At 67.2% G+C, this 26,088-nt stretch carries 25 protein-coding genes; 6 read left to right on the top strand and 19 right to left on the bottom strand.

The window, feature by feature from the left end; genetic code table 11:
• Nucleotides 1–28 precede the first annotated feature (28 nt).
• Complete coding sequence (locus ACWF99_RS23220; RefSeq protein WP_452537332.1) at nt 29–1,228, bottom strand: NAD(P)/FAD-dependent oxidoreductase; 1,200 nt, start codon at nt 1,226–1,228, stop codon at nt 29–31.
• 218 nt (nt 1,229–1,446) lie between these two features.
• Here ACWF99_RS23220 and ACWF99_RS23215 point away from each other — a divergent pair, with 218 nt between their 5' ends.
• Together ACWF99_RS23215 and ACWF99_RS23210 are read left to right on the top strand one after the other, a co-directional pair.
• A complete protein-coding gene (locus ACWF99_RS23215) occupies nt 1,447–1,803 on the top strand; it encodes an SPW repeat domain-containing protein (protein WP_378634370.1) in 357 nt (118 codons plus the stop codon).
• Complete coding sequence (locus ACWF99_RS23210) at nt 1,803–2,420, top strand: TetR/AcrR family transcriptional regulator (protein WP_378634368.1); 618 nt, start codon at nt 1,803–1,805, stop codon at nt 2,418–2,420. The genes ACWF99_RS23215 and ACWF99_RS23210 overlap by 1 nt, the downstream gene beginning before the upstream one ends.
• Nucleotides 2,421–2,433: 13 nt before the next feature.
• Here ACWF99_RS23210 and ACWF99_RS23205 read toward each other — a convergent pair whose 3' ends face one another.
• Nucleotides 2,434–3,948, bottom strand: coding sequence for an MFS transporter (locus ACWF99_RS23205; protein WP_452537331.1), 1,515 nt, complete (start codon nt 3,946–3,948; stop codon nt 2,434–2,436).
• A 102-nt stretch (nt 3,949–4,050) separates the two neighbouring features.
• Between ACWF99_RS23205 and ACWF99_RS23200 the strand changes: the two genes are divergently transcribed.
• The gene (locus ACWF99_RS23200; RefSeq protein WP_378634363.1) at nt 4,051–4,953 is read left to right on the top strand and encodes a helix-turn-helix transcriptional regulator; all 903 of its coding nucleotides are present in this window, start codon (nt 4,051–4,053) and stop codon (nt 4,951–4,953) included.
• A gap of 53 nt (nt 4,954–5,006) precedes the next feature.
• Here the strand turns inward: ACWF99_RS23200 and fusA (ACWF99_RS23195) are convergent, their stop codons facing one another.
• Nucleotides 5,007–7,085, bottom strand: a complete 2,079-nt coding sequence (fusA, locus tag ACWF99_RS23195; RefSeq protein WP_452537330.1) for an elongation factor G — start codon at nt 7,083–7,085, stop codon at nt 5,007–5,009.
• A 275-nt stretch (nt 7,086–7,360) separates the two neighbouring features.
• Between fusA (ACWF99_RS23195) and ACWF99_RS23190 the strand changes: the two genes are divergently transcribed.
• Both ACWF99_RS23190 and ACWF99_RS23185 read left to right on the top strand, forming a co-directional pair.
• Nucleotides 7,361–7,792, top strand: a complete 432-nt coding sequence (locus ACWF99_RS23190) for a PPOX class F420-dependent oxidoreductase (RefSeq protein WP_378634358.1) — start codon at nt 7,361–7,363, stop codon at nt 7,790–7,792.
• Nucleotides 7,793–8,001: 209 nt separating this feature from the next.
• The gene (locus ACWF99_RS23185) at nt 8,002–8,358 is read left to right on the top strand and encodes a nitroreductase/quinone reductase family protein (protein WP_378634355.1); all 357 of its coding nucleotides are present in this window, start codon (nt 8,002–8,004) and stop codon (nt 8,356–8,358) included.
• A 76-nt stretch (nt 8,359–8,434) separates the two neighbouring features.
• Here the strand turns inward: ACWF99_RS23185 and tuf are convergent, their stop codons facing one another.
• The 7 genes from tuf to hppD all read right to left on the bottom strand — a co-directional run bounded on the left by tuf (nt 8,435) and on the right by hppD (nt 15,263).
• Nucleotides 8,435–9,625 carry an elongation factor Tu gene (tuf, locus tag ACWF99_RS23180; protein WP_358109020.1) on the bottom strand — a complete coding sequence of 397 codons (1,191 nt, stop codon included), beginning with the start codon at nt 9,623–9,625 and terminating at the stop codon, nt 8,435–8,437.
• A 136-nt stretch (nt 9,626–9,761) separates the two neighbouring features.
• Entirely contained in the window at nt 9,762–11,864 is a 2,103-nt protein-coding gene (fusA, locus tag ACWF99_RS23175; protein WP_056814212.1) for an elongation factor G, read from the bottom strand.
• A 33-nt stretch (nt 11,865–11,897) separates the two neighbouring features.
• Nucleotides 11,898–12,368: a 30S ribosomal protein S7 gene (rpsG, locus tag ACWF99_RS23170; RefSeq protein WP_056814216.1), complete on the bottom strand. Its 471-nt coding sequence runs from the start codon at nt 12,366–12,368 to the stop codon at nt 11,898–11,900.
• Nucleotide 12,369: 1 nt separating this feature from the next.
• Complete coding sequence (rpsL, locus tag ACWF99_RS23165; RefSeq protein WP_056814220.1) at nt 12,370–12,744, bottom strand: 30S ribosomal protein S12; 375 nt, start codon at nt 12,742–12,744, stop codon at nt 12,370–12,372.
• Between the two features lie 272 nt (nt 12,745–13,016).
• Nucleotides 13,017–13,562, bottom strand: coding sequence for a DUF3558 domain-containing protein (locus ACWF99_RS23160; protein ID WP_378634352.1), 546 nt, complete (start codon nt 13,560–13,562; stop codon nt 13,017–13,019).
• Nucleotides 13,559–14,089 (bottom strand): DUF3558 domain-containing protein, encoded by a 531-nt coding sequence (locus ACWF99_RS23155; RefSeq protein ID WP_452537329.1) that lies wholly within the window; start codon nt 14,087–14,089, stop codon nt 13,559–13,561. Before ACWF99_RS23155 ends, ACWF99_RS23160 begins: the two co-directional genes overlap by 4 nt.
• 31 nt (nt 14,090–14,120) lie before the next feature.
• Nucleotides 14,121–15,263, bottom strand: a complete 1,143-nt coding sequence (hppD, locus tag ACWF99_RS23150) for a 4-hydroxyphenylpyruvate dioxygenase (RefSeq protein WP_452537328.1) — start codon at nt 15,261–15,263, stop codon at nt 14,121–14,123.
• Nucleotides 15,264–15,395: 132 nt separating this feature from the next.
• On the opposite strand from hppD, the gene ACWF99_RS23145 reads away from it, so the two are divergent.
• Nucleotides 15,396–15,911 (top strand): Lrp/AsnC family transcriptional regulator, encoded by a 516-nt coding sequence (locus ACWF99_RS23145; RefSeq protein WP_452537327.1) that lies wholly within the window; start codon nt 15,396–15,398, stop codon nt 15,909–15,911.
• A 34-nt stretch (nt 15,912–15,945) separates the two neighbouring features.
• Here ACWF99_RS23145 and ACWF99_RS23140 read toward each other — a convergent pair whose 3' ends face one another.
• The 9 genes from ACWF99_RS23140 to ACWF99_RS23100 form a co-directional block, all read right to left on the bottom strand.
• Entirely contained in the window at nt 15,946–16,584 is a 639-nt protein-coding gene (locus tag ACWF99_RS23140) for a GntR family transcriptional regulator (RefSeq protein WP_452537326.1), read from the bottom strand.
• A gap of 29 nt (nt 16,585–16,613) precedes the next feature.
• Nucleotides 16,614–17,606: an isopenicillin N synthase family dioxygenase gene (locus ACWF99_RS23135; protein WP_452537325.1), complete on the bottom strand. Its 993-nt coding sequence runs from the start codon at nt 17,604–17,606 to the stop codon at nt 16,614–16,616.
• Between the two features lie 10 nt (nt 17,607–17,616).
• The gene (locus ACWF99_RS23130) at nt 17,617–18,786 is read right to left on the bottom strand and encodes an ABC transporter substrate-binding protein (protein ID WP_378634336.1); all 1,170 of its coding nucleotides are present in this window, start codon (nt 18,784–18,786) and stop codon (nt 17,617–17,619) included.
• A gap of 16 nt (nt 18,787–18,802) precedes the next feature.
• Nucleotides 18,803–19,645 carry an ABC transporter permease gene (locus ACWF99_RS23125; RefSeq protein WP_378634334.1) on the bottom strand — a complete coding sequence of 281 codons (843 nt, stop codon included), beginning with the start codon at nt 19,643–19,645 and terminating at the stop codon, nt 18,803–18,805.
• Complete coding sequence (locus tag ACWF99_RS23120) at nt 19,645–20,430, bottom strand: ABC transporter ATP-binding protein (RefSeq protein WP_452537324.1); 786 nt, start codon at nt 20,428–20,430, stop codon at nt 19,645–19,647. The genes ACWF99_RS23125 and ACWF99_RS23120 overlap by 1 nt, the downstream gene beginning before the upstream one ends.
• 112 nt (nt 20,431–20,542) lie before the next feature.
• Complete coding sequence (locus ACWF99_RS23115) at nt 20,543–21,856, bottom strand: amidohydrolase family protein (RefSeq protein ID WP_378634328.1); 1,314 nt, start codon at nt 21,854–21,856, stop codon at nt 20,543–20,545.
• 127 nt (nt 21,857–21,983) lie between these two features.
• Complete coding sequence (locus tag ACWF99_RS23110; RefSeq protein ID WP_378634326.1) at nt 21,984–23,096, bottom strand: winged helix DNA-binding domain-containing protein; 1,113 nt, start codon at nt 23,094–23,096, stop codon at nt 21,984–21,986.
• Between the two features lie 66 nt (nt 23,097–23,162).
• Nucleotides 23,163–24,137, bottom strand: coding sequence for an NADPH:quinone oxidoreductase family protein (locus ACWF99_RS23105; protein WP_378634324.1), 975 nt, complete (start codon nt 24,135–24,137; stop codon nt 23,163–23,165).
• Nucleotides 24,138–24,190: 53 nt separating this feature from the next.
• Nucleotides 24,191–26,026 (bottom strand): protein kinase domain-containing protein, encoded by a 1,836-nt coding sequence (locus tag ACWF99_RS23100; protein WP_452537323.1) that lies wholly within the window; start codon nt 26,024–26,026, stop codon nt 24,191–24,193.
• Nucleotides 26,027–26,088: the final 62 nt, after the last annotated feature.

The raw sequence follows: 26,088 nt of genomic DNA, 5'->3' as shown, positions 1-26,088 counted from the left end.
GACCACGTACGCACCGGCCCGAGCGGGCTCAGCCTGCCGCGGCGAGGAGGTCCGCCACCGGGGTGGGGGTGGCCAGTTTGGCGCGCAGTTTCATCACCTGGCTGGTCAGGCCCGCACCGAGCACGGCGGTGAGGATGCCGTCGCGCGAGTAGTAGGCGAGGAACTTGCGGCCGTCGTCGGTGACCACGGTGACGTCGTCGTGGGGCGAGGGGGTGCCAAGGGCCTGGATCTTGATGTCGTACTGGTCGCTCCAGAAGTACGGCACGCGGGCCATGGTGGGCGGTGTACCGCCGAGGAGGGCGGTGACCAGCAATTTTGCCTGTTCACCCGCGCTCGTCCAGTGTTCGACCCGCTTGCGGACGCCGGAGTCGTGCTGCCAGGCGGCGACATCACCGACCGCCCAGACGGCGTCGGCGGAGGTACGGCCGACCTCGTCGGCGAGCACGCCACCGCCCGCGGACCTGTCGGCCAGCTCGATACCGGAGTCGGCCAGCCAGTCGGTGACGGGGACCGAGCCCACGCCGACCACGACCAGGTCGGTGTCGATGTCGGTGCCGTCGGTGAAGACCGCGCCACACACCCGGCCGGAATCGTCGGCGCGCAGGGTGTCGACGCCGACACCGCAGCGCAGGTCGACGCCTTCGTCGCGATGCAGGCGCGCCACCAGGCCACCGATCTGCTCGCCCAGGACCGAGGCCAGCGGGGTCGGCTGGGGTTCGACGAGGGTGACCTCGACTCCGGTGGCACGGAAGCTGGCGGCGAGTTCGCAGCCGATGAAACCGGCGCCGATGATCAGGGCCCGGTTCGCACCGTCCAGTTCGGCGCGCAGGGTCGCGGCGTCCTCGTGGGCACGCAGCACGTGCACTCCCCCGACCTGGGGCAGACCGGGGAGCCTGCGGGGGCGCAGACCGGTCGCGATGATCAGCTGGTCGTAGGCGATGGTGGCACCGTCGGCCAGGGTGACGGTGCGCGCGGCGGTGTCGACACCGGTGACGGCGGTGCCGAGGCGCAGCTCGATGTTCTTGTCCGCGAAGAACTCCGGCGGGCGAAGGGTGGTGTCGTCGGTCTCGCCGCGCACGAACTGCTTCGACAGCGGCGGGCGGTCGTACGGCGCGCGCGTCTCGTCGCCGAGCAGCAGTACACCGCCCTCATATCCGGCCCGACGCAGTTCCTCGGCCGTGCGCAGGCCTGCCAGACCCGCTCCGACGATCACGATGGGCGCGCTCATATTGTGTCCTCTCGGCATGCTCGGTCGCTGACCGCTCGTGCCATGTTTCTGCTGTGTCGCGGACCACTACGGCCCCCAGATGTTTGTACCAGTGCGCCGGGTCACCTGTGACACCCACGTCGCAACACAACCGTGCCGCTTCCGATGTCGACCGGGCGGTCAATCAGGAGTAGACCGAGGTCAGAGGTATTTTTCGTCTCAACGAGGAGGCATTTCCCATGTTCACCAACAGTCGCGCACAGGACTTTCTGGCCGTTGTGCTCGGCGCATTCACCGCACTGTCGCCCCTGTGGCTCGACACCAACGACAACGCCCGCTGGACCCTGATCGTGCTCGGCGTACTCATCGCCGCGACGGGTCTGATCCAGATGGCCAGGGACGACCTGATCGTCGCGGACTACGCGATGGGCGTATTCGGCGTGCTGCTGTTCATCTCGCCGTGGGCCATGGACTTCACCGCGTTCAGCGGCGCGTCCTGGACCGCCTGGGTGGTCGGAGTGGTGACGGCGGTGGTGGCGGTCGCCGCGCTGCCTGCCATGAACCAGCGCCTGCACAACATGGCTCCACATCACTGATGCCGGGCCGACGAGTCGGGCGCCGCAACGCGAAACGCGATGGCGACGCCCGGCAACTCATCCTGGATGCCGCCGAGACCCTGTTCGCCGCACAGGGATTCGACGCGACGCCGACCGCGGCCGTCGCCGCGGCCGCCGATGTGCCGAAAGGACTGGTCTTCTACTACTTCCCCACCAAGAACGCGATCCTGTCCGCGCTCATGCGCGAACGCGTCCCCGAACACCCGATCGACGACCTCGCCGCCCTGGTGACCCCCGGCGATCCGGCCGCCAGCCTGATCAACCTCGACACCGCGATCAACCTGCGCGACCATCACTCCTCGGTGCTGCGGGTGATCATGTGGCGCGAAGCCGACACCCACCCCGACGTGCGCCGCAAACTCCGCGCGCTGCGCGATCAGCTCCTCGATGTCACCACCCGCGTCCTGCAAGCCAGCACCCCCGTCCCCGTCCGCCCCGGCACCCTCCACGCCTGCGCCGCGGCCTGGGTGTCCGCCATGTTCGCGATCGCCAGCACCGACCGCCTCCACGCCCTCGACGACCTCCCCGTCCCGACGGCCGACGACCTGCTGAACGTCGCCCAGGTGGTCGCGGCGGGAATGACCCACCTCGGCTGAGGGCGTCGATCCATCAGCTTCGGCTGTGTACCGTGCCTCCCGGATGAGAGGCCGAGACCGGGTCCGATCTGCGTACGGCGAGTGCCCTGCTCCGGAGAACGCGAATGGCCACCGAGCCGAGGACCACGTGCAAGGTGGCCGCGGTAGCGGCGACGACGTGCAATCCGCTGACGAAGGCGCCGCGGGCGTCGTCGAGCTCGGCGGAGGCCACCCCGGGCAGACGCAGCGTTTCACCGAGGGTCGGCGCGAGGTCCGGGCCGTGGATGCGGAAGAGCACGGCGGCCAGCGAACCGAACAGGGCGATGCCGAGGGCGTTGCCGAGTTCGTTGCCGGTTTCGGCCAGCGCGGCGGCCGCGCCCGCCCGTTCCGCCGGAACCGCAGCGACCGCGATGTCGGCGACCACGCTGAACGAGATGCCGTAGCCGAAACCGGCGACCACGGTCGCGGCGATGTACCAGCCGAGCCCGCCGCCGGTGCCGGTCGGCAGCAGCAGCGACAGCCCCATCGCGATCGTGAAGTGGGCGGTGATCAAGGCGGCCGAGCGGCCGACGCGGGCCACGACGGCCGGGGTGACCACAGCGGCCACAGTGAGAACGACGGCACCCGGAACCGCGAGCAACGCGGCGTCGGCGATAGAGATGCCCAGAACGGATTGCAGGTAGACAGCCGCCAGATACGCGGTCGCCGACCAGGCCGCCAGCGGCAGGAACCCGGTGACCATCGCGATGACGAAGACCGGGTTGCCGAACAAGGTGAAGTCGATGAGCGGATTGCCGATGCGCCGTTGCCTGCGGCCGAACCACCCGAGCACTGCCACCCCGGCCAGCCCTGCCGCAACCGACGACATGGATATACCCTGCGCGGCACTGTGTTTCACGGCGTACATGGCACTCAGCAACCCGGCGGACGAGGTGACCACGCTCGCCACATCGATGCGGCCGCCACCGGTCGCGTGTACCTCACCGAGCAGGATCGGCGCCAGCACCAGGAACGCCACGACCACCGGCACATTGATCAGCAGCACCGACCCCCACCAGAACCGGGTGAGCAGCTGCCCGGCGACGATCGGGCCGATCGCGAAACCCGCGGCGAAGGTGGCGGCGAAGATACCGATGGCCTGCGCGCGTCGGCGCGGGTCGGTGAACAGTGTGCCGAGCACGGCGAGCGCCGACGGCAACAGCGTCGCGCCCGCCACACCCATCAGGACGCGGAAGGCGATCAGCAGTTCGGGGCTCGTGGCGAAGGCCGCCCCTACCGAGCCGAGGCCGAACATCGCCGCTCCGATCATCAGCAGGCGTTTGCGGCCGTAACGGTCGCCGATGGTGCCGAACGCGATCAGCAGGGCGCCGACCGCGAAGCCGTAGCTGTCCAGGATCCAGAGCGATTCGTCGGCCGAGGGTGACAGCGCCTCGGTGATGGCGGGCATGGCCAGGAACAGCACCGAGCCGTCCATGGCGACGAGCAGTACGGGGCCGAGCACCACCAGCAGGCCCAGCCAGGACCGCAGCTCGATATCGATTCGATTCATGTCCCCACCCTGCGATCGCGTGCGAGCGGCAACCAGACCCCTGACGTGGGTACACCCGGCCGGGATAGGCAGGACAGCCCGGTGGTGCCTACGATCGGAACGATGGAGTTGGAAAGCCTCGGAACGTTCCTCAAGTCCCGCCGCGACCGAACTACCCCTGAGCGGATCGGCCTACGCACCTTCGGCGTCACCCGCCGCGTCCCCGGGCTTCGCCGCGAAGAACTCGCTCAGCTCGCCGGAGTCAGCGCCGGGTACTACACACGCCTCGAACAAGATCAGGCCGGGACCGTTTCCGCACAGGTCATCGACGCCATCGCCCGGGTGCTCCAGCTCGATCCCGCCGAAACGGCCCATCTGCACAACCTCGCAGGTCAACCGGCCGTGCCGCATCTGGTCCGGACCGAACCGGAACAGCCACACCCGCGGGTTCTCACGCTGCTCAGCTCGCTCGGCGACACCATGCCCGCTGTCGTGCTCGGACGCCGTGGCGATGTGCTCGCCTGGAATCACGCCGGGCACGCGCTCGTCGGCGAGCACCTCGACTTCACCGCGCCCGAGGACCCCACACGACGTCCCTCGATTCCGCGACTGTTCTTCCTCGATCCGCTCGCCAGGGATCTGTACCGGAACTGGGACGAGCTCGCCCGCATTCACGTGGGCTACCTCCGGCTGACCGCGGGGCGCTACCCCACCGACGCGCGGCTGGCCGAACTGATCGGCGAACTCGCCATGCGCAGTACGACCTTCGCGACGCTGTGGGCCGGCGCGGAGGTCGCCGATTGCACCGTCGGGCCGATGGATCTGCGTCATCCGACGGTCGGCCGTGTCGACGTCGACTATCAGGTGTGGTTGCAGCCCGACAGTCCTGACCACCGGCTCGAGGTGTACACCGCGCGCGATGCGAGTTCGGCAGACGCGCTGCGCCTGCTCACTGCCGGATCCACCAGGACGCGCCGGGTGCCGGCGATGGTCGACTCCGAGACACCGGACGGAAGCCCCACCTAGGCCCCGTCGACGAACCGGTGACGCCGCGTGGATCGCGGCGTCACCGGTGTCGATCAACTGCCCGCGATGATCGACTCCGCAGCACCCGGCGGGACCGGGGCGTAGGAGTCGAACACCATCGAGTAGTTCGCTCGGCCACGGGTTTTCGAGCGCAGATCCCCGATGTAGCCGAACATCTCCTGGAGCGGGGTCAGCGCGCGGATGATGTGCGCGCCGCCCCGTTCCGTGAGCTCGGTGACCCGCCCGCGACGGGCGTTGAGATCACCGATCACCTCGCCGACGTACTCCTCCGGCGTCACGACCTCCACGGCCATCACCGGTTCGAGCAGCACCGGCTTCGCTCGCGCGAGCGCCGCGCGCACCGCCGCCGCTCCCGCGAGACGGAACGCCAGTTCCGACGAATCCTGCACGTGGGCGGCGCCGTCGAGCAGCGTCACCTTCACGTTCACCAGCGGAAAGCCGGCGAGCGTGCCGACGCGCAGCGCGTCTTGCGCGCCCGCGTCCACCGCGGGGATGTACTCCCGCGGTACGCGCCCGCCGGTGACCCGGCTCTCGAATTCGTAGATCGCGTCGTCATCGGCCACGTGAGGTTCCAGCGCGATCACCACCTTGGCGAACTGCCCGTGCCCACCCTGTTGCTTGCGGTGGGTGTATTCGAACAGATCGACTGCCGCGGTGATGGTTTCGCGATAGGCCACACGCGGGGCGCCGATGTCGGCGTCGACCCGGAACTCCCGTTTCATCCGGTCGACCAGGATCTCCAGATGCAGTTCGCCCATGCCGCCGATGACCGTCTGACCGGTTTCGGCGTCGACATGCACCGTGAACGTCGGATCCTCGTCGGCCAGCCGAGCCAGGGCGGTGCCCAGCTTGTCCTGGTCGGCGCGGGTCCTCGGTTCGATCGAGACGGCGAGTACGGGGTCGGGGAAGGTCATCGACTCCAGGACGACGGGGGCTGCCCGATCGCACAGGGTGTCGCCGGTTCCCGTTGCCTTCAGGCCGATCACGGCACAGATCTGCCCGGCCTGCACCCGCTCGACGGCGATCTCGGTGCTCGAATGCATCTGGAACAGTTTGCCGAGACGCTCCTTTCGTCCATTGGTCGAATTCAGCACGGTCGCACCGGGTTCGGCGGTACCGGAGTACACCCGCAGGTAGACGAGCTTGCCGAAGAACGGGTGCAGCGCGACCTTGAACGCCAGCGCCGCGAACGGCTCGGCGATATCGGGCGCGCGGTGGATGTGCTCGCCCTCCGGCGAGAACCCGTGCACGGCCACGACATCCAGCGGCGACGGCAGGTAGTCGACAACCGCGTCCAGCAGTGGCTGCACGCCGATGTTGGCCAGCGCCGAGCCGCACAGCACCGGGTAGGCCTGTGCGTCGATCGTCATCCGCCGGATGGCGGCTTTCAGGAGGTCGACGGTGATCGCCTTGCCCGCGAGATAGCGCTCCAGCACTTCCTCGTCGGCCTCGGCGACCGCGGCCTCCAGCGCATCCCGATGCTGGAAGGCCTTGGTACGCAAGTCTTCCGGAATCTCGATGGTCTCGAAGCGAGCACCGCGATCGGTGTCGCCACGCCATACCTTGGCGGTCATCTCGACCAGGTCGATGATGCCGTCGAACTCGCGTTCCGCACCGATCGGCAGCTGAATCACCAACGGGCGCACCCGGAGTCGCTCCGCGATGGTCCGCACGGTGAACGCGAAATCGGCACCGAGCTTGTCCATCTTGTTCACGAAACAGATCCGCGGGACGCCGTACTTGTCGGCCTGGCGCCACACCTGCTCCGACTGCGGCTCCACGCCCTCCTTGGCGTCGAATACCGCGATCGCACCGTCGAGCACCCGCAGCGAACGCTCCACCTCGACGGTGAAGTCGACGTGGCCGGGGGTGTCGAGGATGGTGATCTGGTGCTCGTTCCACCAGCAGGTGGTCGCCGCCGCCGCGATGGTGATGCCGTGTTCGCGCTCCTGGATCATCCGGTCCATCACCGCGGTGCCGTCGTGCACTTCGCCGAGGGTGCGGGTGACGCCGGTGTAGAACAGCACCCGCTCGGTCGTCGTGGTCTTGCCCGCGTCGATGTGGGCGGCGATGCCGATATTGCGTATTCGGGCGAGATCGATTCTGGTCATGGGAATCCCCCAGGCTGGTCCGGTCGATGAATCGACGCTCGCCAGTTGTGCGTTCCTGGGACGGCACGGGCGTCGGATCACGCGGCGCCGCACCGGCGCCGAACGAACGACCCGATGCGAGCTAGAACCGCGACTGCGGACGTGCTGTAACCATGCGACAAGTTCTACGCGCCCGATCGCGCGGTGTCGACGGGATTTCCGCAGCCCGGGCATAAACGCGCGACCACGGCGGTTCGTCACAACGAACAGCCCCGCCACCCCCTAGGAGCCGATCGATGCCCGAAACCCCGCTCGACCTGCACGCCCTCATCGCCGACTCCCGCATCGGCATCCTGGCCACCATCAAGTCCGACGGCCGCCCCCAGCTCTCCCCCGTCACCCCGTACTACGACCGCGCCGCGGGCATCATCTATGTCTCCATGACCGAAGGCCGCGCCAAAACGATCAACCTCCGCCGCGACCCGCGCGCCGCGCTCGAGGTCACCAGCGCCGACGGCTGGTCGTGGGCCACCGCCGAAGGCACCGCCACCTTGACCGGCCCCGGCACGGACCCGAACGGCCCAGAAGTCGAAGCCCTGGTCGACTACTACCGCGCGGCCGCAGGCGAGCACCCCGACTGGAACGAGTACCGCGAGGTCATGGTCGCCGACCGCCGCGTGCTCATGGCGTTGTCCGTCGAGCACGTCTACGGCGCCAAGATCCGCTGAGTCAGGTTGTCGCCGAAAGGAACTCGGTGACATCCGGGGCGAACCGGGCATGTCTGATCGCACCCGCGTGGCTTGTCGCGGGGTAGATGATCAGGCGGATCGGCCTGGCCGGGCCGGCGATTGCGCAACAACGACTCTCAGCCCATTGCCAAGGAACCTCGGTAGCTTGAGGGACAGCACGTCCGTTCTTCATCAGGCAGGAGAAGCCGTTGATTCAGGAATCGTTGTTGCGTCGGGGATTGCAGGGGATGAACGCCGGGGTGGTGGCGTTGACCGAAGCGCCTGTCATCGGGAAGGTCCTGGGTAAGTCGTTCGCGCAGATCAGCTATGTGGGTCGGCGTTCCGGGCGGACGTTCACCACGCCGGTGAACTATCGGCGTTCCGGCGAGGAGTACGTCATCGGCGCCGCGATGCCCGACAAAAAGAAGTGGTGGCGCAACTTTCTCGATGAAGGCGGCCCCGTCACCCTCCGCATCGACGGCACAGACCATGCGGGCCACGCGGTCGCCCATCGCGATCCCCGGGGCCGGGTCACCGTCCGCGTGCGGCTCGCCGCGGCCGGCTGACCCTCCCGGAAAACGCCGAACGGCGCCGCTCCCGGGGGAGCGACGCCGTTCAGGTTGTGCAGTGGGTCTTACCGACTCACTTGATGATCTTCGTGACGCGACCGGCACCGACGGTGCGGCCACCCTCGCGGATCGCGAAGCGCAGGCCTTCGTCCATGGCGACCGGCTGGATCAGCTTGACCAGCATCTCGGTGTTGTCGCCGGGCATGACCATCTCGGTGCCCTCGGGGAGGGTAACGACGCCGGTCACGTCCGTGGTACGGAAGTAGAACTGCGGGCGGTAGTTGTTGAAGAACGGGGTGTGGCGGCCGCCCTCGTCCTTCGACAGGATGTACGCCTGGCCCTCGAACTCCGTGTGGGGAGTCGTGGTGCCCGGCTTGACGACAACCTGGCCACGCTCGACATCTTCGCGCTTGATGCCACGAACCAGCAGGCCGACGTTGTCGCCCGCCTGGCCCTGGTCGAGCAGCTTGCGGAACATCTCGATGCCGGTGACGGTGGTCTTGGTCGACTTCTCCTTGATGCCGACGATTTCCACCTCCTCGTTCACGTTGACGATGCCGCGCTCGACACGACCGGTGACGACGGTGCCACGACCGGTGATCGTGAAGACGTCCTCAACGGGCATCAGGAACGGGAGCTCGGTCTCGCGGACCGGGTCCGGGATCGAGTCGTCGACGGCCTGCATGAGCTCGACGATGGCCTCGGCCCACTTCTCGTCGCCCTCGAGGGCCTTCAGACCGGAGACACGCACGACCGGCGCGTCCTCGTCGAATTCCTGCGAGGCCAGCAGTTCGCGGACCTCCATCTCGACGAGCTCGAGGATTTCCTCGTCATCGACCATGTCCGACTTGTTCAGCGCGACCAGGATGTAAGGCACGCCGACCTGACGGGCGAGCAGCACGTGCTCGCGAGTCTGCGGCATCGGGCCATCGGTGGCCGCGACCACGAGGATGGCGCCGTCCATCTGCGCCGCACCGGTGATCATGTTCTTGATGTAGTCCGCGTGGCCCGGGGCGTCGACGTGCGCGTAGTGGCGCTTATCGGTCTGGTACTCGACGTGGGAGATGTTGATCGTGATACCACGAGCCTTCTCCTCCGGCGCCTTGTCGATCTGATCGAACGCGAACGCGTCGTTCAGATCCGGGAACTTGTCAGCCAGCACCTTGGTGATCGCTGCAGTCAGCGTGGTCTTGCCGTGGTCGACGTGACCGATGGTGCCGATGTTGACGTGCGGCTTCGTCCGCTCGAACTTCGCCTTCGCCACTTTTGGGTCCTCCTGGACTTGTTGGTGCGTGCATTTGCAGCAGTGCGTGTGTCATCCCCGCTGGAGGCGGGGATCGGGGGTATTACTTGACGCCCGGCACTTGCGGTCCAGTGTGCCACTGGACCGCAAGAGGGTTTTATTCGCCGGTCGCCTTGGCGATGATCTCCTTGGACACATTGGCCGGAACCTCTGCGTACTGGGCGAACACCATGGAGTAGTTCGCGCGACCCTGGGTCTTGGACCGCAGGTCACCGATGTAACCGAACATCTCCGAGAGCGGAACCAGCGCCTTGACGACACGGGCACCACTGCGTTCCTCCATGGCCTGAATCTGGCCACGGCGGGAGTTGAGGTCGCCGATCACGTCGCCCATGTATTCCTCGGGCGTGATGACCTCGACCGCCATGAGCGGCTCGAGGATCACCGGACCGGCCTTACGGGCCGCTTCCTTGAGGGCCTGCGAACCCGCGATCTTGAACGCCATTTCCGAGGAGTCGACGTCGTGGTACGCGCCGTCGAGCAGGCTGACCTTCAGGTTCACCAGCGGGTAGCCGGCGAGCACGCCGTACTGCATGGCATCCTGGGCGCCCGCGTCGACCGACGGGATGTACTCACGGGGCACGCGACCACCGGAGACCTTGTTCTCGAACTCGTAGGTCGCGCCGTCTTCGCCGACGAACGGCTCGAGGGCGATGATGACCTTCGCGAACTGGCCGGAGCCACCCGTCTGCTTCTTGTGGGTGAACTCGTGCTTTTCGACCTTCTTGGTGATGGTCTCGCGGTAGGCCACCTGCGGCTTGCCGACGTTCGCCTCGACCTTGAACTCGCGACGCATACGGTCGACGAGGATGTCGAGGTGGAGCTCGCCCATGCCGCCGATGACGGTCTGGCCGGTCTCCTGGTCGAGCTTGACCGAGAACGTCGGATCTTCGCGCGCCAGCTTCTGGATCGCGGTGCCGAGCTTTTCCTGGTCGGACTTGGTCTTGGGCTCGATCGAGACCTCGATGACCGGATCCGGGAAGGTCATCGACTCGAGGACGACCTGGTTCTGCGCGTCGGACAGGGTGTCACCGGTGGTGGTGTCCTTCAGGCCGATGACCGCGTAGATGTGGCCGGCCGAAGCCGTGGCGACCGGCATCTCCTTGTTGGAGTGCATCTGGAACAGCTTGCCCAGACGCTCCTTCTTGCCCTTGGTCGAGTTGACGACCTGGGCGCCGGAGGCGACCTGACCCGAGTACACACGCACGTAGGTGAGTTCACCGAAGAACGGGTGCACCGCGATCTTGAACGCCAGCGCCGCGAACGGCTCGTCGACGTTCGGCTTGCGGGTGATCAGCTCTTCTTCCTTGTTGGGCACGTGGCCGGTGGTGGCCTCGACGTCCAGCGGGGAAGGGAGGTAATCGATGACCGCGTCGAGCATGGGCTGAACGCCCTTGTTCTTGAACGCGGAACCGCACAGCACCGGGTACAGCTCGGAGTTGACGGTCATCTTGCGGATGGCGCCCTTGATCTCCTCGATGGTGAGATCCTCGCCACCGAAGAACTTCTCGAGCAGTGCCTCGTCGGACTCGGCGACGGTCTCGAGCAGTTCCTGACGGTACTGCTCGGCCTTCTCCTTGAGGTCGGCCGGAATCTCGACGACTTCGTACTCTTCGCCGAGCTTGGTCTCGCCCTTCCAGACCTTGGCGTTGTTCTCGACCAGGTCGACGATGCCCTCGAAGTCGTTCTCAGCGCCGATCGGCAGCTGGATCACGAGCGGACGAGCGCCGAGACGGTCCTTGATGGTCTGCACGGTGAAGTAGAAATCCGCACCGAGCTTGTCCATCTTGTTCACGAAGCAGATACGCGGCACGTCGTACTTGTCGGCCTGACGCCACACCTGCTCGGACTGGGGCTCGACACCCTCTTTGCCGTCGAACACCGCGACCGCGCCGTCGAGCACGCGCAGCGAACGCTCCACCTCGACGGTGAAGTCGACGTGCCCGGGGGTGTCGATGATGTTGATCTGGTTGTCTTTCCAGAAGCAGGTGGTAGCCGCGGAGGTGATGGTGATACCACGCTCCTGCTCCTGCTCCATCCAGTCCATCGTGGCCGCGCCATCGTGAACTTCACCGATCTTGTACGTGATACCGGTGTAGAACAGGATGCGTTCGGTCGTGGTGGTCTTGCCCGCATCGATGTGGGCCATGATGCCGATGTTGCGGACCTTGTTCAGGTCGGTGAGCACGTCCTGTGCCACGAAATTCTCCCTTTTAAGTGACGGGCCGGGCTATCACCAGCGGTAGTGCGCGAAGGCCCGGTTCGACTCGGCCATCTTGTGGGTGTCCTCGCGACGCTTCACGGCGGCACCGAGGCCGTTGCTGGCATCGAGGAGCTCGTTGGCGAGACGCTCGACCATGGTCTTCTCGCGACGGGCGCGGGAGTAGCTGACCAGCCAGCGCAGCGCCAGGGTGTTGGCGCGGCCCGGACGGACCTCGACCGGCACCTGGTAGGTGGCGCCACCGACACGGCGGGGCTTCACCTCGAGGGCGGGCTTGACGTTGTCCAGCGCGCGCTTGAGGGTGACGACCGGATCGGTGCCGGTCTTCTCACGCGCCTGCTCGAGGGCACCGTAGACGATGCGCTCGGCGGTGGACTTCTTGCCGTCCATCAGGATCTTGTTGACCAGCTGAGTGACCAGCGGGGACCCGTAGACCGGGTCGTTGATCAGCGGACGCTTGGGTGCGGGGCCCTTGCGTGGCATATCAGCTCTTCTCCTTCTTGGCGCCGTAGCGGCTGCGCGCCTGCTTGCGGTTCTTCACGCCCTGGGTGTCGAGCGATCCACGGATGATCTTGTAACGGACACCCGGGAGGTCCTTCACACGACCGCCGCGAACGAGCACCATGGAGTGCTCCTGCAGGTTGTGGCCTTCACCGGGGATGTACGCCGTGACCTCGATCGCGCTGGTCAGGCGAACACGCGCGACCTTACGGAGCGCGGAGTTCGGCTTCTTGGGGGTGGTGGTGTACACGCGAGTGCACACGCCACGACGCTGCGGGCTCCCCTTCAGGGCCGCAGTCTTGGTCTTGGTGACCTTGTCGCGGCGACCCTTGCGGACCAGCTGGTTGATGGTTGGCATAGACCGGCTTTCCTTATTGGTAATTGCGCTTGGTGTGCAGTGTCTTGCAGTTCATCGAGCTTTCACCCGCACGTCAGACCACGTTTCCGTTAACCCGTGGTCGGGCGTGTCGCTGAGGCGCTCAGTGCCCTTTTCAAGGCACGCTGGAACGTATCGGCCGCTTTCGCTGGCCTACGTTCACACACGAACTTGCCCGCAGTAATCCGGGCACAGGGATCCACGATACCCGCGTGCCCGATTCGGGGTCAAAGCGGGGGGCCGCGTCAAGCCTTCTACCGGGCGAGATCCAGGGTCAGCTCGACCAATTTCTGGGCGGCCGCGCACGGATCGGGGTGCGCCGAGCCGGGCCGGTAGTTGATCCACCACCCGACGACGCCGACATCGGCGGCCGGTGCGGTGACGCCGCAGGAGTCGTTGTCGCCCGGTCTGCGCACCTGCAACGCCCTGCGGCCCTGCACGGTGATGTCGCCGGAGGTGTAGCCCAACTTGTCGTTGGTGGTCTTCTCGTTGTTCAGCGTACCCATCTCGTACCAGTTGAGGCTGGCCATGGCGCCCCCACCGGGTGCGTCCTCGATGTCCCACATGCACACGGCACCGCTGAACGAGGCGCTCACGCTCTTGGCGTTGCCGATGATCTCGCCGATCTTGTCCGCGGCCACCACCTCGCACTCGCGCAGCAGCTTGTCGAAGTCGGTGTTGATCGTCTCACCGCCGCCACCCTTCCCCAGCGGCTGGGCACTGCCCTCGATCTTCTGGCCGCAGCCCGCCAGCGCGAGGGTGAGCATCAGCGCCGCGGCGGCGACCTTGCCGGCGCTCACTGCAGCCGTCCCACGGTCAGCTCGGCCAGTTTCCTGGTCCGGTCGCACGGGTTGCCGCCGGTGGCGAACAGGCCGGTGGACATCGACCACTCGAAGAAGTCGTCGTCGAGTTGCACGGCGAGGTCACAGACTGTGCCGCTCTGCGGGTCGAGCGCCATGAAGCCGGTATGCCCACCCACGTCGATGGTCTCCGGCGCACGCCCCACGTTGGACACCCACGCCTTCTCACGTTCGATCGGACTGCCTCGGTAGGACGCGAAAGTGACACTGGGGGAATTCATTCCGGCCGACTGCCAGTTGCAGCCGGTCGCGTTCTTGTAGACCCGCGCGATCTGGCCCAAGCCAGCGAGGGTGCGCACTTCGTCGTCGGTGACATGACCGCACTCGCCGACGAAGGGGCCCAGTGAGGCGACCTTCGGTGGTGGACGGTTGGGCCCTGTCGGCGTATCGGAGTCGCCCCCCGATCCGCACGACGTCAGCATGACGACCAAGGTCATGCCGGTGATGATCGCCGAGGGGATCCGCATGGCATGAACTGTAGTAGGTCCGCGGACCCGGTCACAGATTGCCGCGAGCCTCCTGTTCGCGTTCGATGGCCTGAAAAAGAGCCTTGAAGTTGCCTTTTCCGAAACCGAGTGAGCCGTGTCGCTCGATGAGCTCGAAGAAGACGGTGGGGCGATCGGTGAGCGGGCGGGTGAAGATCTGCAGGAGGTAGCCGTCTTCGTCGCGGTCGACCAGGATGCCGCGGCGCTGGAGCTCGTCGACCGGAACGCGCACGGCGCCGATGCGAGCGCGCAGTTCGGGGTCCTCGTAGTAGGTGTCGGGTGTCGCGAGGAATTCGACGCCCTCGGCGCGCAGGGCGTCGACGGTTTCGAGGATGTCGCCGGTGGCCAGTGCGATGTGCTGGACGCCGGGGCCGCGATAGAACTCGAGATACTCGTCGATCTGAGAACGCTTGCGGCCCACCGCCGGTTCGTTGAGCGGGAACTTCACCCGGTGATTGCCGTTGGCGACGACCTTGCTCATCAGTGCGGAGTACTCGGTGGCGATGTCGTCGCCGACGAATTCGGCCATGTTCGTGAATCCCATGACGTCGCGGTAGAAGTCGACCCAGCGGTCCATCATGCCGAACTCGACATTGCCGACCACATGGTCGATGGCCTGGAATACGCGCTTACCCGGCTCGCGGGTGGAGGTGCGTGCGATATAGCCGGGGAGATAGGGGCCCGCGTAGCCGGAGCGGTCGATCAGGGTGTGCCTGGTGTCGCCGTAGGTGGCCAGCGCGGCCGAGCGCACGGTGCCGAATTCGTCGGTCTCGTCGTGCGGTTCGGTGAGGACGGTCGCGCCGTGATCGCGAGCCCAGGCGATGCAGCGGTCCACGTCGGGGACCTCGAGCGCGATGTCGACGACGCCGTCACCGTGGCGGTCGTGGTGGGCGACGAGCGGGCTGTCGGGGTCGACCGCGCCGGTGATCACGAACCGCGCTCCCCCGCTGCGCAGCACGAACGACTTGTGGTCGCGATTGCCGGTCTCGGGGCCCGAGTACGCCTCCAGCCGCATGCCGAACGCGGATTGCAGGAAGTGGGTGCTCTGGGTCGCGTTGCCGACGACCCAGACGAGGGCGTCCCACCCGATCACCGGAAACGGATCCACACTGTCGTCGTGCTCGATCAGCCCGACGAGCTGCTGCTCAATGGTCATGACCTAGGAAATCGCGCCGGGCCGCAGGTGGGCAACTACTCCATCTTTGTCTGAGCAGGCTGGCTCGAGAAGCCACCAGATGCCCGCAAATGGTGGACAATTTGAATAGCAACCGGACATGGAGGTCTTCGCATGCGCACCCCCGCGAAATTGGACGAGCTCGACCTGGCGATCCTCACCGCGATGCACGAGTTCCAGAAGGCCGGAATTCTCGAACTGTCGCGGCGGACGAAGGTCGCGCGGGCGACGGTGCAGGCGCGGATCAACCGGATGGAGGAATCCGGGGTGATCGCCTCCTACGATCCGCAGATCGATGTCACCGCAGCGGGTTTCGATGTGCAGGCGTTCGTGACCCTGGAGATCGCGCAGGGCGCGCTGGATACCGTGAGCGCGGAGCTGGCGGCGATTCCGGGAGTGCTCGAGGCGTACGCGACGACCGGCTCCGGTGACGTGCTGTGCCGGATCGGGGCCGATTCCCATGCCGGTTTGCAGGCGGTGTTGTTGAGCATCGATCGGACGGGGTCGGTGGTGCGGTCGCACAGTGTGGTCGTGTTGTCGACGGTGGTCGCGCATCGGACCATGCCGCTGCTGCACACCTTGACCCCGGCGGGGACCGCGAAGGCCCCCGCGTACCGCGATCACCGCTGACGGCTACTGCCGGAAGCCGACTCGGGCGGAGCCGCTATTGCCTGGCGAGGCGGGTGAGCAGACCCTGCACGTGCGCCTCGGCGGCCGCGCGGGCGGACTCGGGGTGGCCGGATTCGAAGGCTTCGACGATGCGGCGGTGCTCGCGCAGGGCGACGCGGCGGTTGCGGGCCGAGCACCACAGGTCGCCCCGGTAGAGGTGGGCCTGGGCTTCCAGGCGGGCCAGTTCGTCGACGACGCACGCGTTGCCGGAGGCGTCGCGGATGAAGGTGTGGAATTCCAGGTCGAGCTGGGCGTCGCGAGCGGGGTCGGCCGGGTCGTCCAGATGCGCTTGCTGGGCGGTGATGATGCCGCTGAGCTTGTCGAGATCGGCTTCGGTGAGCCGGGTGGCGGCCGCGGCCGCGGCGAGGCCGTCGAGGGCGGCGCGGACCGCCAGGACATCGCGGATGCGGTCGTCGTCGACGGCGGCCACCTTCGCCCCGGCGTGCGGCGCGCTGACGGCGAGACCCTCGTAGATCAGCTGCTGCACCGCCTCCCGGACGGGGCTGCGACTGACCCCGAGCTCGGTCGCCAGCGCGGGCACGCTGAGCGACTGGCCCGAGGTCAGCTCGCCGGAGAGGACCATCTGCCGGATCCGTCGATGGACAGACTGGCCGAGCAGCGAGGCTTCGGTCATCGCAGTGCCCTTTCCGTTGGTTGCGGTGATTATCCCTGGGGGCGGTAGTTCGCCTGTACCCGCTGAGTCAGGAAGTCGGCCGCGGTGACGGGCGGGTACTTGCCCGCGGGCCCCTGGATGACGGCATCGCGATCGGCCTGGGCGAAGTAGGCGATGCTGTAGCGCTCACCCTGGTATTCGCCCTCGCCGGGGCTGCGCACGCGGTGGAAGTTCGACGGCAGCAGGTCGTCGCTCCAGCGGGTGAGCATGTCACCGATATTGCAGGTGATCAGGCTCGACGACGGAGTGATGGAAGTCCACTCCTGCTCTTCCATCTCCTTGCCGGGACACACCTGGAGTCCGCCCTGTCCGTCCCGCTGGAAAAGCAGTGTGAGGCAGTCGAAGTCGGTGTGCGCGCCGGCCCGCCACCGTCCGGGGACGCCGCGCAGTTCCTCGGGTACGGCGAAGTAGTGCAGCAGCCGCAGGGCGCTCTGGTAGGTCTCGGAGCCTGGATCGTGTGCGGCGGTGAAGTGTTCGCGCTCGAAGCCCAGGCGGTCGGCGAAGCAGGACAGCACCCGCATCGCCACTGCCCAGGCCCGGCTCTCGAAATCGAGGACCCGGGAACGGAATCCGGCCAGCTCGGCCTCACTGGGCCACAACTCGTCCATGTGTGGCCGGGTGATCTGATATGACTCCTTCTGATCGGGCACGCCGATGGACGGGCGCACCTGACTCAGGCTCTCCCAGCCCGCGTTGTTCTGCTTGACCAGGGGGTACTGCCCCTTGATCTGCTCGGGAAGGGCGAAGAAATCGGCTGTGGTGCCGAACATTTCGTCGATCAGGTCCTGCGGGATGCCGTGACCGGAGAGCTGGAAGAAACCGATCTCGGTGGCGGCGGCCCACAGTTCCTCGGTGATCTCGGCGCGACGGTTGTCGAAGTCGGTGAGGTCGATGACGCGGATCTCGCGGTCGGTGGTCTCCTTGCCGAGACCACCCATCTGCTTCTCACGCGAGACTTCGGACAGGTCGTAGCTGGTGGTCATGGGTGTCTCCTTAGCCGGTGACGGAAATGGCGGGGTCGAGGAATTCCTTGGTGACCAGGTCCTTCGCGGTCAGGCCGTTCGGCACGTTCGCGCCGCCCGCTCGCAGGATGGGGCCGAATTCGTCGATGATGCGCTGGACGCGGGCCTCGTCGAAACTGCCGAGCACGCCGTCGGTGTCGTTGCCGATCAGGCCGCCGTCGATGAGGGCCTTCGACCCGAATTCGGCCAGTTCGGCGCTGTAGGGATTGAGCTTGGGGTTCTGCTCGACCACATCGACGACGACGTCGTTGACGTGGCTGGGATCGGCCTTGAAGGAGGCCGTGGCCTGCTGGATCATCGGCACCAGCTTCCGCAGGCACGGACGCAGCGCGGCGAGCTTGTCGGCGCGCACGTTGACGGTGCGGGCATATCCCTCGTAGCCGACATCCTTGAGCAGCTGGTAGCCGACCGGCTTGTTCCAGGCCCGCACCTCGTGCTCGTAGGTGAAGGGTTCGGCATTGGCGAAGCCCTGCTGAGCGAAGGACGGATCGGTGACGAAGCGCGAGGGCGAGTTGTCGTAGGAGGCGTCGACCTGCTCCTTCTTCACCAGCCCGCGCGCGACCAGCCAGTCCGGGTACAGCTGGCCCTTGGAGACCACCACCGGCTTGCCGGACTTGCCGATATCGGTGATGCCCTTCCAGTCCGGGTTGGTCTTCGGGTCCCACATCAGCATCTGCGGGCTGTTGCGCAGCAGCGTGGTGACGGCGACGATCGGCTGCTGACCCGAGGCGGCGATGGCGTGCTCGGAGTGCGCGAGACCGAGAGTGATGCTCTGGTCGACGTACATCTGCGACGGCACGGTCTGGAAGCCGATGGCCGGGCCGCCCGCCCGGATCTCCAGCTTCACGCCGGTGTCCTTGCCGTCGGCGACGAGCGGGCCGGTGATCTTGTTGTTGTCGGCGTCGACCGTGTAGCCGGGCCCGAGCAGACCGAAGATGGGGCCGGAGTCGGTTTCCGGTGCCCACTGGAGCTGAACGACCACGGTGGCGGGGCAGGCGCCGGCGAGTTGTTGTTCGGCAGGCGCGGGTTCGAGCGCGACAGCGGGGGCGGCGGTGGTGTCGTCGGAACAGGCGGACGCGGTGCCCGCCAGCAGCACAGCCAGCGCGGCGAAACCGAGGCGGCGCAAGGGAGGTGTCTTCATGGGGAGTCCTGTCGAGCTATTGGGCGGAGTTGTGCCAGCGGCCGACGCTGACCTTCTGGATGACCGTGAACACGGTGAACACGAGCACGCCGAACAGGGCGGCCAGCAGCAGCGCACCGATCAGATCCTCGGATTGCAAGCGGGCGCGGTAGGTGTCGAGCAGGGTGCCGATGCCGGGTTTGCCCTGCGCGAAGAACATGTCGCCGATGATGGCGCCGGTGACAGAAAGTCCTGCGGCGGTACGTAATCCGGTCAGTGTCGAGGGCAGCGCGGCAGGCAGTTGCAGCGACCAGAGGCGGCGCAGGCGGCCCGCTCGGCCGAGGGTGAACAGCTCTTGGAGATTGCCGTCGACGGATTTGATACCGAACAGGGTCATCGCGATGATCGGATGGATCGCGATCAGCACGCACACGGTGGTGCGGGCGGCGAAGCCGTAGCCCAGCCACAAGCCGATGAGCGGGACCACTGCCAGCACCGGGATCGCTTGGAGGACAACCGCGTACGGGTAGACCACGTTCTCGATCGGTTTGGCCTGACTCATCAGGACCGCGATCGCCACCCCCAGCACCGCCGAGATCAGCAGGCCGGTGATCGCGACCCTGGCGGTGACGGCCAGCGCCTCGAGCATCACCTCGAGCTTCTTCGGATCGGCCAGCGATTCACGGAACACCACGTGCGGCGGTGGCAGCAGGAAACGACGGCCCTCGCTGAGGATCAGCATCGATACCGCGTACCAGGCGGCCAGCGCCAAGGTGATCGAAACAATCGGCGCTACCAGCGAACTGCCGAATTTGCGCAGGTGCGCGGTGGGCAGCTGCATCTTCGTGGCGGCGGGAACACGGGCCGCGACACTCACCATCAGGCAGCCTCTTTCAACGAGCGCGAGACGCGCGAGACGAGTTGGGTGAACGCGGGTTCGAAGCGGAGTTCGCGTTCCCGCGGGTAGGGCAGGTCGACGTCGATCACCTCGTGGATGCGGCCCGGCCTGGCCGACATCACCACCACCCGCGAGGCGAGGAATACGGCCTCGGAGACCGAGTGGGTGATGAACAGGGCGGTGAAGGCGTTGTCGCGGTAGAGGCGAAGCAGCTCCTCCTGCATGTTCAGCCTGGTCATCTCGTCGAGCGCGCCGAACGGTTCGTCCAGGAGCATCAGGCGCGGTTCCAGCGACAGCGCCCTGGCGAGCGAGACGCGCATGCGCATGCCGCCGGAGAGCTGGCTGGGCAGCTTGTTCGCGAAGTCGGCCAGGCCGACGGCTTCGATCGCCCGCTCGACCCGGTCGCGGCGCGTCTTGCGATCGACCCCGGCCAGTTCGGCCGAGAGTTCGACATTGCGGCGAACCTTGCGCCACGGCAGCAGCGTGGCTTCCTGGAAGATGAAGCCGATCGAATTCGTGCGCACCGCAACGGCTCCCGAGCTCACCGGCTCGAGACCGGCCGCCAGGCGCAGCAGCGTCGACTTACCGCAGCCGGACGGGCCGACCACCGCGACGAATTCGCCTTCGCGGATGTCGAGGTCGACATCGGTCAGGGCGAGTGTGCCGCCTTCGCCACCGAAGCGCTTGCTCACACCGGCGAAGGAAACCTCCATGCCGGACAGCAGCGTCCTCGCGTCGGCGTCGTTCACCGTGTCGTAGAGCGTCACCGTGATCACCTTCTCCTGCGGTATATCGGTTTTGCGTGCAACCTTGGGGCAGATTCAGTTTGATCTAGCTTAATTACATGCAATGTGTCGTTCGTTTCCGATGGATTAACAGTCATCGCATGCGGATCAGACGTCGCGCGAGATCCTGATGATCGACGCGGGTACTGAGGCCGTCGCGGATCACGGCCTCGCCGTCGACCCACACGGTGTCGATCACGCGCGGTGACGCGGCGGTGAGCAGGGTGGCACCGGGGTCGAGAACCGGCAGGCAGGCGAAGTCGCGGTCGAAGCGCACCAGGGTGAGGTCGGCGCGGTCACCGATCGCGATGCCGGCGCGCGCGGGGCGGCCGAGCACTCGTCCTGCCGCGCCGGTCGCCATGTGCAGCATCTGCTCGACACCGAGCAGATCGGCCTTCTTGTGGGCCGCACGCTGCAGGTATGCGCCGATGCGCAGGGCCAGCAGCATGTCCTGGGTGTCGTTGCTGGCGGCGCCGTCGACGCCGAGGGTGACATCGATGCCTGCTTCGAGCATTGCCGGAACGGGGGCGACGCCACTGCCGAGGCGCATGTTCGAGACCGGGTTGTAGGAGACCGCGACGCCGCGCTCGGCGAAGACCTCGCGGCCGTGGTCGTCGAGGTTGACGCAGTGCACAGCCAATGTGCGATCCCACAGGAAACCGCTCGCGTCGAGATAGTCGACGGCGCCTGCGCCTGCGTGCAATCGGCACATGTCGTCGTCGGTGGTGGTCTCGAGAACATGTATCGACACCGTCTTGCCGGTGGACTGCGCGTACTCGCGAGCGGCCGCCATGCCGTCCGGGGTGAGACAGCGCGGGTTGGGGACGGCCAGCGCGGTGGTGATGCGGGTGCCGAGCAGCTGCTTGTCGAGTTCGTCGACGTGGGCGAGCGCCTCGTCGAGTGGTTGCAACAGGCGCGGGTCGAGGCCCCATTTGCGGGTGATGTCGGCCCGGTCGGCGATGCCGCGACCGAAGACCACGCGGATGCCCAGTTCCCGCAAGGCGCGGAGCATCGCCTGGTGGACCTCGTCGGACGGGTTGGGCCACAGGTGTTCAACGACCGTGGTGACGCCGCTGCGCAGCAGTTCCAGACCGCCGGCCAGCGCCGACAGGTAGGTCCGTTCCGGGGTGGCGGCCACGGTGTGTTCGCCGACGCAGCGCAGCCATTCCAGCAGTGGCAGACCCTCGCCGACCCCACGCAGGACAGCCTGCTGGAGGTGGGTGTGGGTGTTGACGAAGCCGGGAAGCAGGTAGCCACCGCCACCGTCCGAACGGGGCAGATCGGCGTGCTCGGGACCGGCCCACAGGGCGACGACGATGCCGTCGCGCACCACGATTTCGGCCGGTGTCCAGCCTGTTTCGGTGTAGGCCGTGACATCGGTGATGACGACGGAAGCGGCAGAATCCATGCGCGCACCTCTTTCGGGATGCGGCTGGACAGCTCGCCGTTTTCAGCGGAGCGCGTCGTCCGTTGCAGCCATGAACGACGTGGGACCGACCCTAGGAAGCCGTTGTTGCCCCGACGTTAAAGCGATGTCACGGGCGAAGGTCGGCGCCGGGCTCGAGGATCTCGACGACGGGTTCGGATTCGGCCTCGAGGAAGGCGAGCAAGGCACCCGCTTCCGCTTCCACCTGCGCCGCTTCGGTTTTCGTCCACGGCCGGGCCGGACTGATCCGCAGGCGAGCGGTACCGGACTTGACGAAGATCTTGTACACCCCGGCCGCGAAACCGTCGATCAGGATCGGCGAGACATTGGTGGCGAAGGCGCGCAGGGTCGGCGGGTTGTCGTGGCCGGTGATCCGCGCGCGGTCCTGGTGCGACAGCAGCGCGTTGTCGTACCAGCCGAGCAGCCGGACCGGGGCGGGCAGGTCGGGATCGGCGAGTTCGAGGTCGGCCGCGTCGTAGAGGGTGCGGCCGCGGGCGTCGGTGTAGGTGCGCACCCGGTCGCCGAGTTCGGCGACGGCTTTCTTCATGGCGGGCAGGCGTGACCACGCCTGCATGTCCATCGTGCTCGCGGGACCGAAGGCGCGCAGGTACCGCAGGATCAGTTCCGGCACCGGGTAGCCGGGGTCGAGTGGTGCGCCGAGCCAGGGCTGCACGCGCGACCACACCGGGCGGCTGTTGTCGCCCCAGCGGCCGCGCGGCGGGGTCTGCAGCACGGGAAGCTGGTAGAGCCAGGTCTGCACGACCGCACCGGCGTCGCGGTCGGGGAAGCGGCGGGTGGCCTCGGCGCGCAGATCCGCCGCCGACATCGGTTCGTCGCCGAGCGCCGCCTCCCCGTGCGCGCGCACCTCGTCGGGGTCGAGGCCGACCATCGCGCCGTAGTTGAAACCCTTACGGAACGGGGCTTTCTCGAGCTCGGGCTGAATGTGCGGCGCGATCCGCAACGCGTCGAGCGGTGTGACGAGATGAATCGTGCCGCGCATCAAGGTGATCCGCACGAGCGACCGATCATCGAGCCCCTTCGATACCGTCGCCGGATCGAAATCGGCTATCCGACTCCACAAGCCGATGAACGGCGGCGGTACGTCCTGGGCCTGCAAGCCGACCAGGTGCTCGCACATCTGGTCGGTGGTCAGCGTCGAGCGCTCCAGCAGATGCTGCCGGGCCAGCAACGTCCGGTTGAGCGTTCTGTTCGACAGCTGCATTCGGTTTCCTTCGTCGACCCGCGATGACCCGCCGACATTACCGCCGACCTGTGACAGTCGGCGCGGTCAGCGCAGCCGCACGACCACCTTGCCGGTGGCGGTCCGGTTGTCCAGTGCCGCAACGGCTTCGGCGGTGCGCTCCAGCGGGTACAGCACCGGGTCGGGAGCCGGAATCGCGCCGGATGCCAGCAGCGGGGCGATCTCGGCCCACTGCTCGGCGAGGTAGGTGGGGTGGCTCATCACCCATTCGCCCCAGGCCGCGCCGACGACCTCGACGTTCTTGAGCAGCAGGCGGTTCACCTTCACCGTCGGGATCTCCCCCGCCGTGAAACCGACGACCAGCAGGCGGCCGCCGCCCGCCAGGGAACGGACGCTGTCGGTGAAGCGGTCGCCGCCGACCGGGTCGAGGACGATGTCGACGCCACGACCGTCCGTCAGGTCCTTCACCGCGGCGAGCCAGCCTTCGGTCAGCACCACATCGGTGGCGCCGTTGGCCTTGGCCACCTGGGCTTTCGAATCGGTGCTGACCACCGCGATCACCCGGCCCGCGCCGAGCGCCCTGGCCATGCGCAGCGTGGAGGTGCCGATACCGCCTGCCGCACCGTGCACCAGCACCGTCTCGCCCTCGGCCATCCTGCCGCGCTTGGTCAGGCAGAAGTGGACGGTGAGGTCGTTGAACAGCACGCCCGCGCCGGCTTCGAGAGAGACGTTGTCCGGCAGGGCGAACACCGCGTGTTCCGGCGAGACCGCCACCTCGGCGACGCCGTTGCCGAGCATGGTCAGCGCGGCCACACGGTCACCGGGGCGCAGCGACGAACCCTCCGGCGCCTCGCGCACGACGCCGGCCACCTCGCCGCCGACGACGAACGGCAGGCCCGGCTTCATCTGGTAGAGACCGCGCGTCATCAGCACGTCGGGGAAGGCGATGCCCGCGGCGTGCACGTCGATCAGCACACCGCCCGGATAGGCCACCGGCTCGGGCAGATCGACGATCTCGATCGCCGACGGTCCGTCCAACTTGCCGACCTGGGCTGCGCGCATTTCCGACACCTCTCTTGATGACATTCACCCGCGAACATAACCCGCCGGTGGGATCAGCGATGGGCGAACTCGGTGACCGGCTCGCTGGCGAGCACCGAACCGGCCTTGATGATCGTCAGACCGGAGGAGTCGAGCTGGTACTGCGTGCCGTCGGTCGGGTTGGTGACGGTGTACGCGCCACCGCCGTTCGGTACCGGATCATCGAGTTCGATGCCGGCGCCGTCGCTGGCGCGTACACCCTTGTAGTAATACCGCTGGTCACCGGTGTGACAGATGACGACACGCGATCTGGTGGTGCGGGCGATGGACATCGCGGCGTCGTTGTCGTTGCACCGCGGGCCCGCGGTCAGGAAACCTTGGCCGTCAGCGCCGGAGACACTCGATTGCAGCGGGGGGACGGTGGTCGTGATCGGCGATTGTTCCGTGGTGGGGACCGTCTGGCTGACGGTCTCGATCACCGAGGGATCGACGACGCCGGACGGCAGCGGCGGCACGGCCACATCGCGGCGGTCGTCGACGGTCATCATGAACCACACCCCGATCCCGACCGCCGCCAACACGATCAGCGAACCCAGCGCACCGGCCAGCACCGGGGTGGCCGAACTACGTTGCGGGGGAATCGGTAGCGGTGCCGACGGATGGGTGTAGCCACTCCCCTGGCCGGGACCGGTCACCCCGGGTGCGGCGCGCAGGACCGTGGGCTCGTGCCCCGCTGCCCGGTATGTGCCCGTCGGTTGGGGTCCGGTCACCCGGCGCGTCGGCTGTGGTCCGGCGGATTGCGAGCCGGTCACACGACGCGGCGAATACGGTTCGGCGGAATAGGCTGCCGCGCCGTGGATCGTCGGGCGCGACGGCGAGTCACGCGACAGCGCCGCGGAATCCCGGGCGGGGGGCGAAAGGGCCACGGAGTCGCGAGTCGGCGGGGCTTGCGAGTCGGCCGAGACGACGGCAGAGCCGCGGGTTGTCGGCGGGGAAGCGAGATCGCCGGACCGGCTCGGCGGTGTCTGCGGGCCGGTGATCTCGATCCGGGGCCCGGATACCGTTGCGGGAGTAGAGCGTTCGGCTTGGATCAGCGCCGCTCTGGCGGCCCGGGCCAGGTCGACGGGGGTCGCGTAGCGCTGGTCGGGGCGCTTGGCCATGCCCCGTTCGACGACCGGGTCGAAGGTGCTCAGCGTGGCGTCGGCGGCGCTGGGGCGCGGGGCGGGCGCCATCTGATGCGAGCCGATCGCGCCCGCGAGGCTGTTCACGGGGTACGGCACCCGGCCCACCAGGCATTCGTAGAGAACACAGGTGAGCGCGTAGGTGTCCACCGACGGCGACATCGGCACACTCTCGAACCGCTCCGGCGCCATGTACGCCATCGAGCCGACCGCGCTGCCCGCGCTGGTGAGCTGCGGGTCGGTGGCGGTGTGGGCGATGCCGAAGTCGACCAGGTAGGCGAACAGGTTGCCGGTGAGCAGGATGTTGCCCGGTTTCACGTCGCGATGGACCAGGCCGACCTCGTGGGCGGCGTCGAGCGCGAACGCGATCTGCTCGACCACCTGCACCGCCTCCACCGGCGTGAGCCTGCCGTGCTGCTGCAAGCGCTCCTTGAGATCGACGCCCTTGACCAGGCGCATGTCGATGTAGAGAACGCCGTCGACCTCGCCCCAGTCGTGTACCGGGATGACGTGGGGCTCCTGCACGCTCGCCATGGCCTGCGATTCGCGGCGGAAGCGCTGCACGAAGGTGGGATCACCGGCGAGTTCACGGTTGAGCATCTTGAGGGCGACAACACGATTCTTGGAGGTGTCGTAGGCCTCGTAGACCTCCCCCATACCGCCGACTCCGAGAAGTCTGCGAATTTCATAGCGCCCGAACATCGAGCCCGCCATCGCTCCGCCGGCCATTACAGCAGGCTACCTGGGCGCGGATAGGTCTGTCATGTAGGACAACCCCGCTGCGACGCCCT

The organism is Nocardia sp. NPDC055002 (assembly GCF_053608825.1).
The sequence above is the reverse complement of the archived record's forward strand: the minus strand, read 5'-3'. Positions and strand labels throughout refer to the sequence as shown.

Coding starts and splice junctions, on each gene's coding strand:
- ACWF99_RS23220 (WP_452537332.1), bottom strand. CDS start 1,228: ATGAGCGCGCCCATCGTGATCGTCGGAGCGGGTCTGGCAGGCCTGCGC.
- ACWF99_RS23215 (WP_378634370.1), top strand. CDS start 1,447: ATGTTCACCAACAGTCGCGCACAGGACTTTCTGGCCGTTGTGCTCGGC.
- ACWF99_RS23210 (WP_378634368.1), top strand. CDS start 1,803: ATGCCGGGCCGACGAGTCGGGCGCCGCAACGCGAAACGCGATGGCGAC.
- ACWF99_RS23205 (WP_452537331.1), bottom strand. CDS start 3,948: ATGAATCGAATCGATATCGAGCTGCGGTCCTGGCTGGGCCTGCTGGTG.
- ACWF99_RS23200 (WP_378634363.1), top strand. CDS start 4,051: ATGGAGTTGGAAAGCCTCGGAACGTTCCTCAAGTCCCGCCGCGACCGA.
- fusA (WP_452537330.1), bottom strand. CDS start 7,085: ATGACCAGAATCGATCTCGCCCGAATACGCAATATCGGCATCGCCGCC.
- ACWF99_RS23190 (WP_378634358.1), top strand. CDS start 7,361: ATGCCCGAAACCCCGCTCGACCTGCACGCCCTCATCGCCGACTCCCGC.
- rpsG (WP_056814216.1), bottom strand. CDS start 12,368: ATGCCACGCAAGGGCCCCGCACCCAAGCGTCCGCTGATCAACGACCCG.
- rpsL (WP_056814220.1), bottom strand. CDS start 12,744: ATGCCAACCATCAACCAGCTGGTCCGCAAGGGTCGCCGCGACAAGGTC.
- ACWF99_RS23155 (WP_452537329.1), bottom strand. CDS start 14,089: ATGCGGATCCCCTCGGCGATCATCACCGGCATGACCTTGGTCGTCATG.
- hppD (WP_452537328.1), bottom strand. CDS start 15,263: ATGACCATTGAGCAGCAGCTCGTCGGGCTGATCGAGCACGACGACAGT.
- ACWF99_RS23145 (WP_452537327.1), top strand. CDS start 15,396: ATGCGCACCCCCGCGAAATTGGACGAGCTCGACCTGGCGATCCTCACC.
- ACWF99_RS23140 (WP_452537326.1), bottom strand. CDS start 16,584: ATGACCGAAGCCTCGCTGCTCGGCCAGTCTGTCCATCGACGGATCCGG.
- ACWF99_RS23135 (WP_452537325.1), bottom strand. CDS start 17,606: ATGACCACCAGCTACGACCTGTCCGAAGTCTCGCGTGAGAAGCAGATG.
- ACWF99_RS23130 (WP_378634336.1), bottom strand. CDS start 18,786: ATGAAGACACCTCCCTTGCGCCGCCTCGGTTTCGCCGCGCTGGCTGTG.
- ACWF99_RS23125 (WP_378634334.1), bottom strand. CDS start 19,645: ATGGTGAGTGTCGCGGCCCGTGTTCCCGCCGCCACGAAGATGCAGCTG.
- ACWF99_RS23115 (WP_378634328.1), bottom strand. CDS start 21,856: ATGGATTCTGCCGCTTCCGTCGTCATCACCGATGTCACGGCCTACACC.
- ACWF99_RS23110 (WP_378634326.1), bottom strand. CDS start 23,096: ATGCAGCTGTCGAACAGAACGCTCAACCGGACGTTGCTGGCCCGGCAG.
- ACWF99_RS23105 (WP_378634324.1), bottom strand. CDS start 24,137: ATGCGCGCAGCCCAGGTCGGCAAGTTGGACGGACCGTCGGCGATCGAG.
- ACWF99_RS23100 (WP_452537323.1), bottom strand. CDS start 26,026: ATGGCCGGCGGAGCGATGGCGGGCTCGATGTTCGGGCGCTATGAAATT.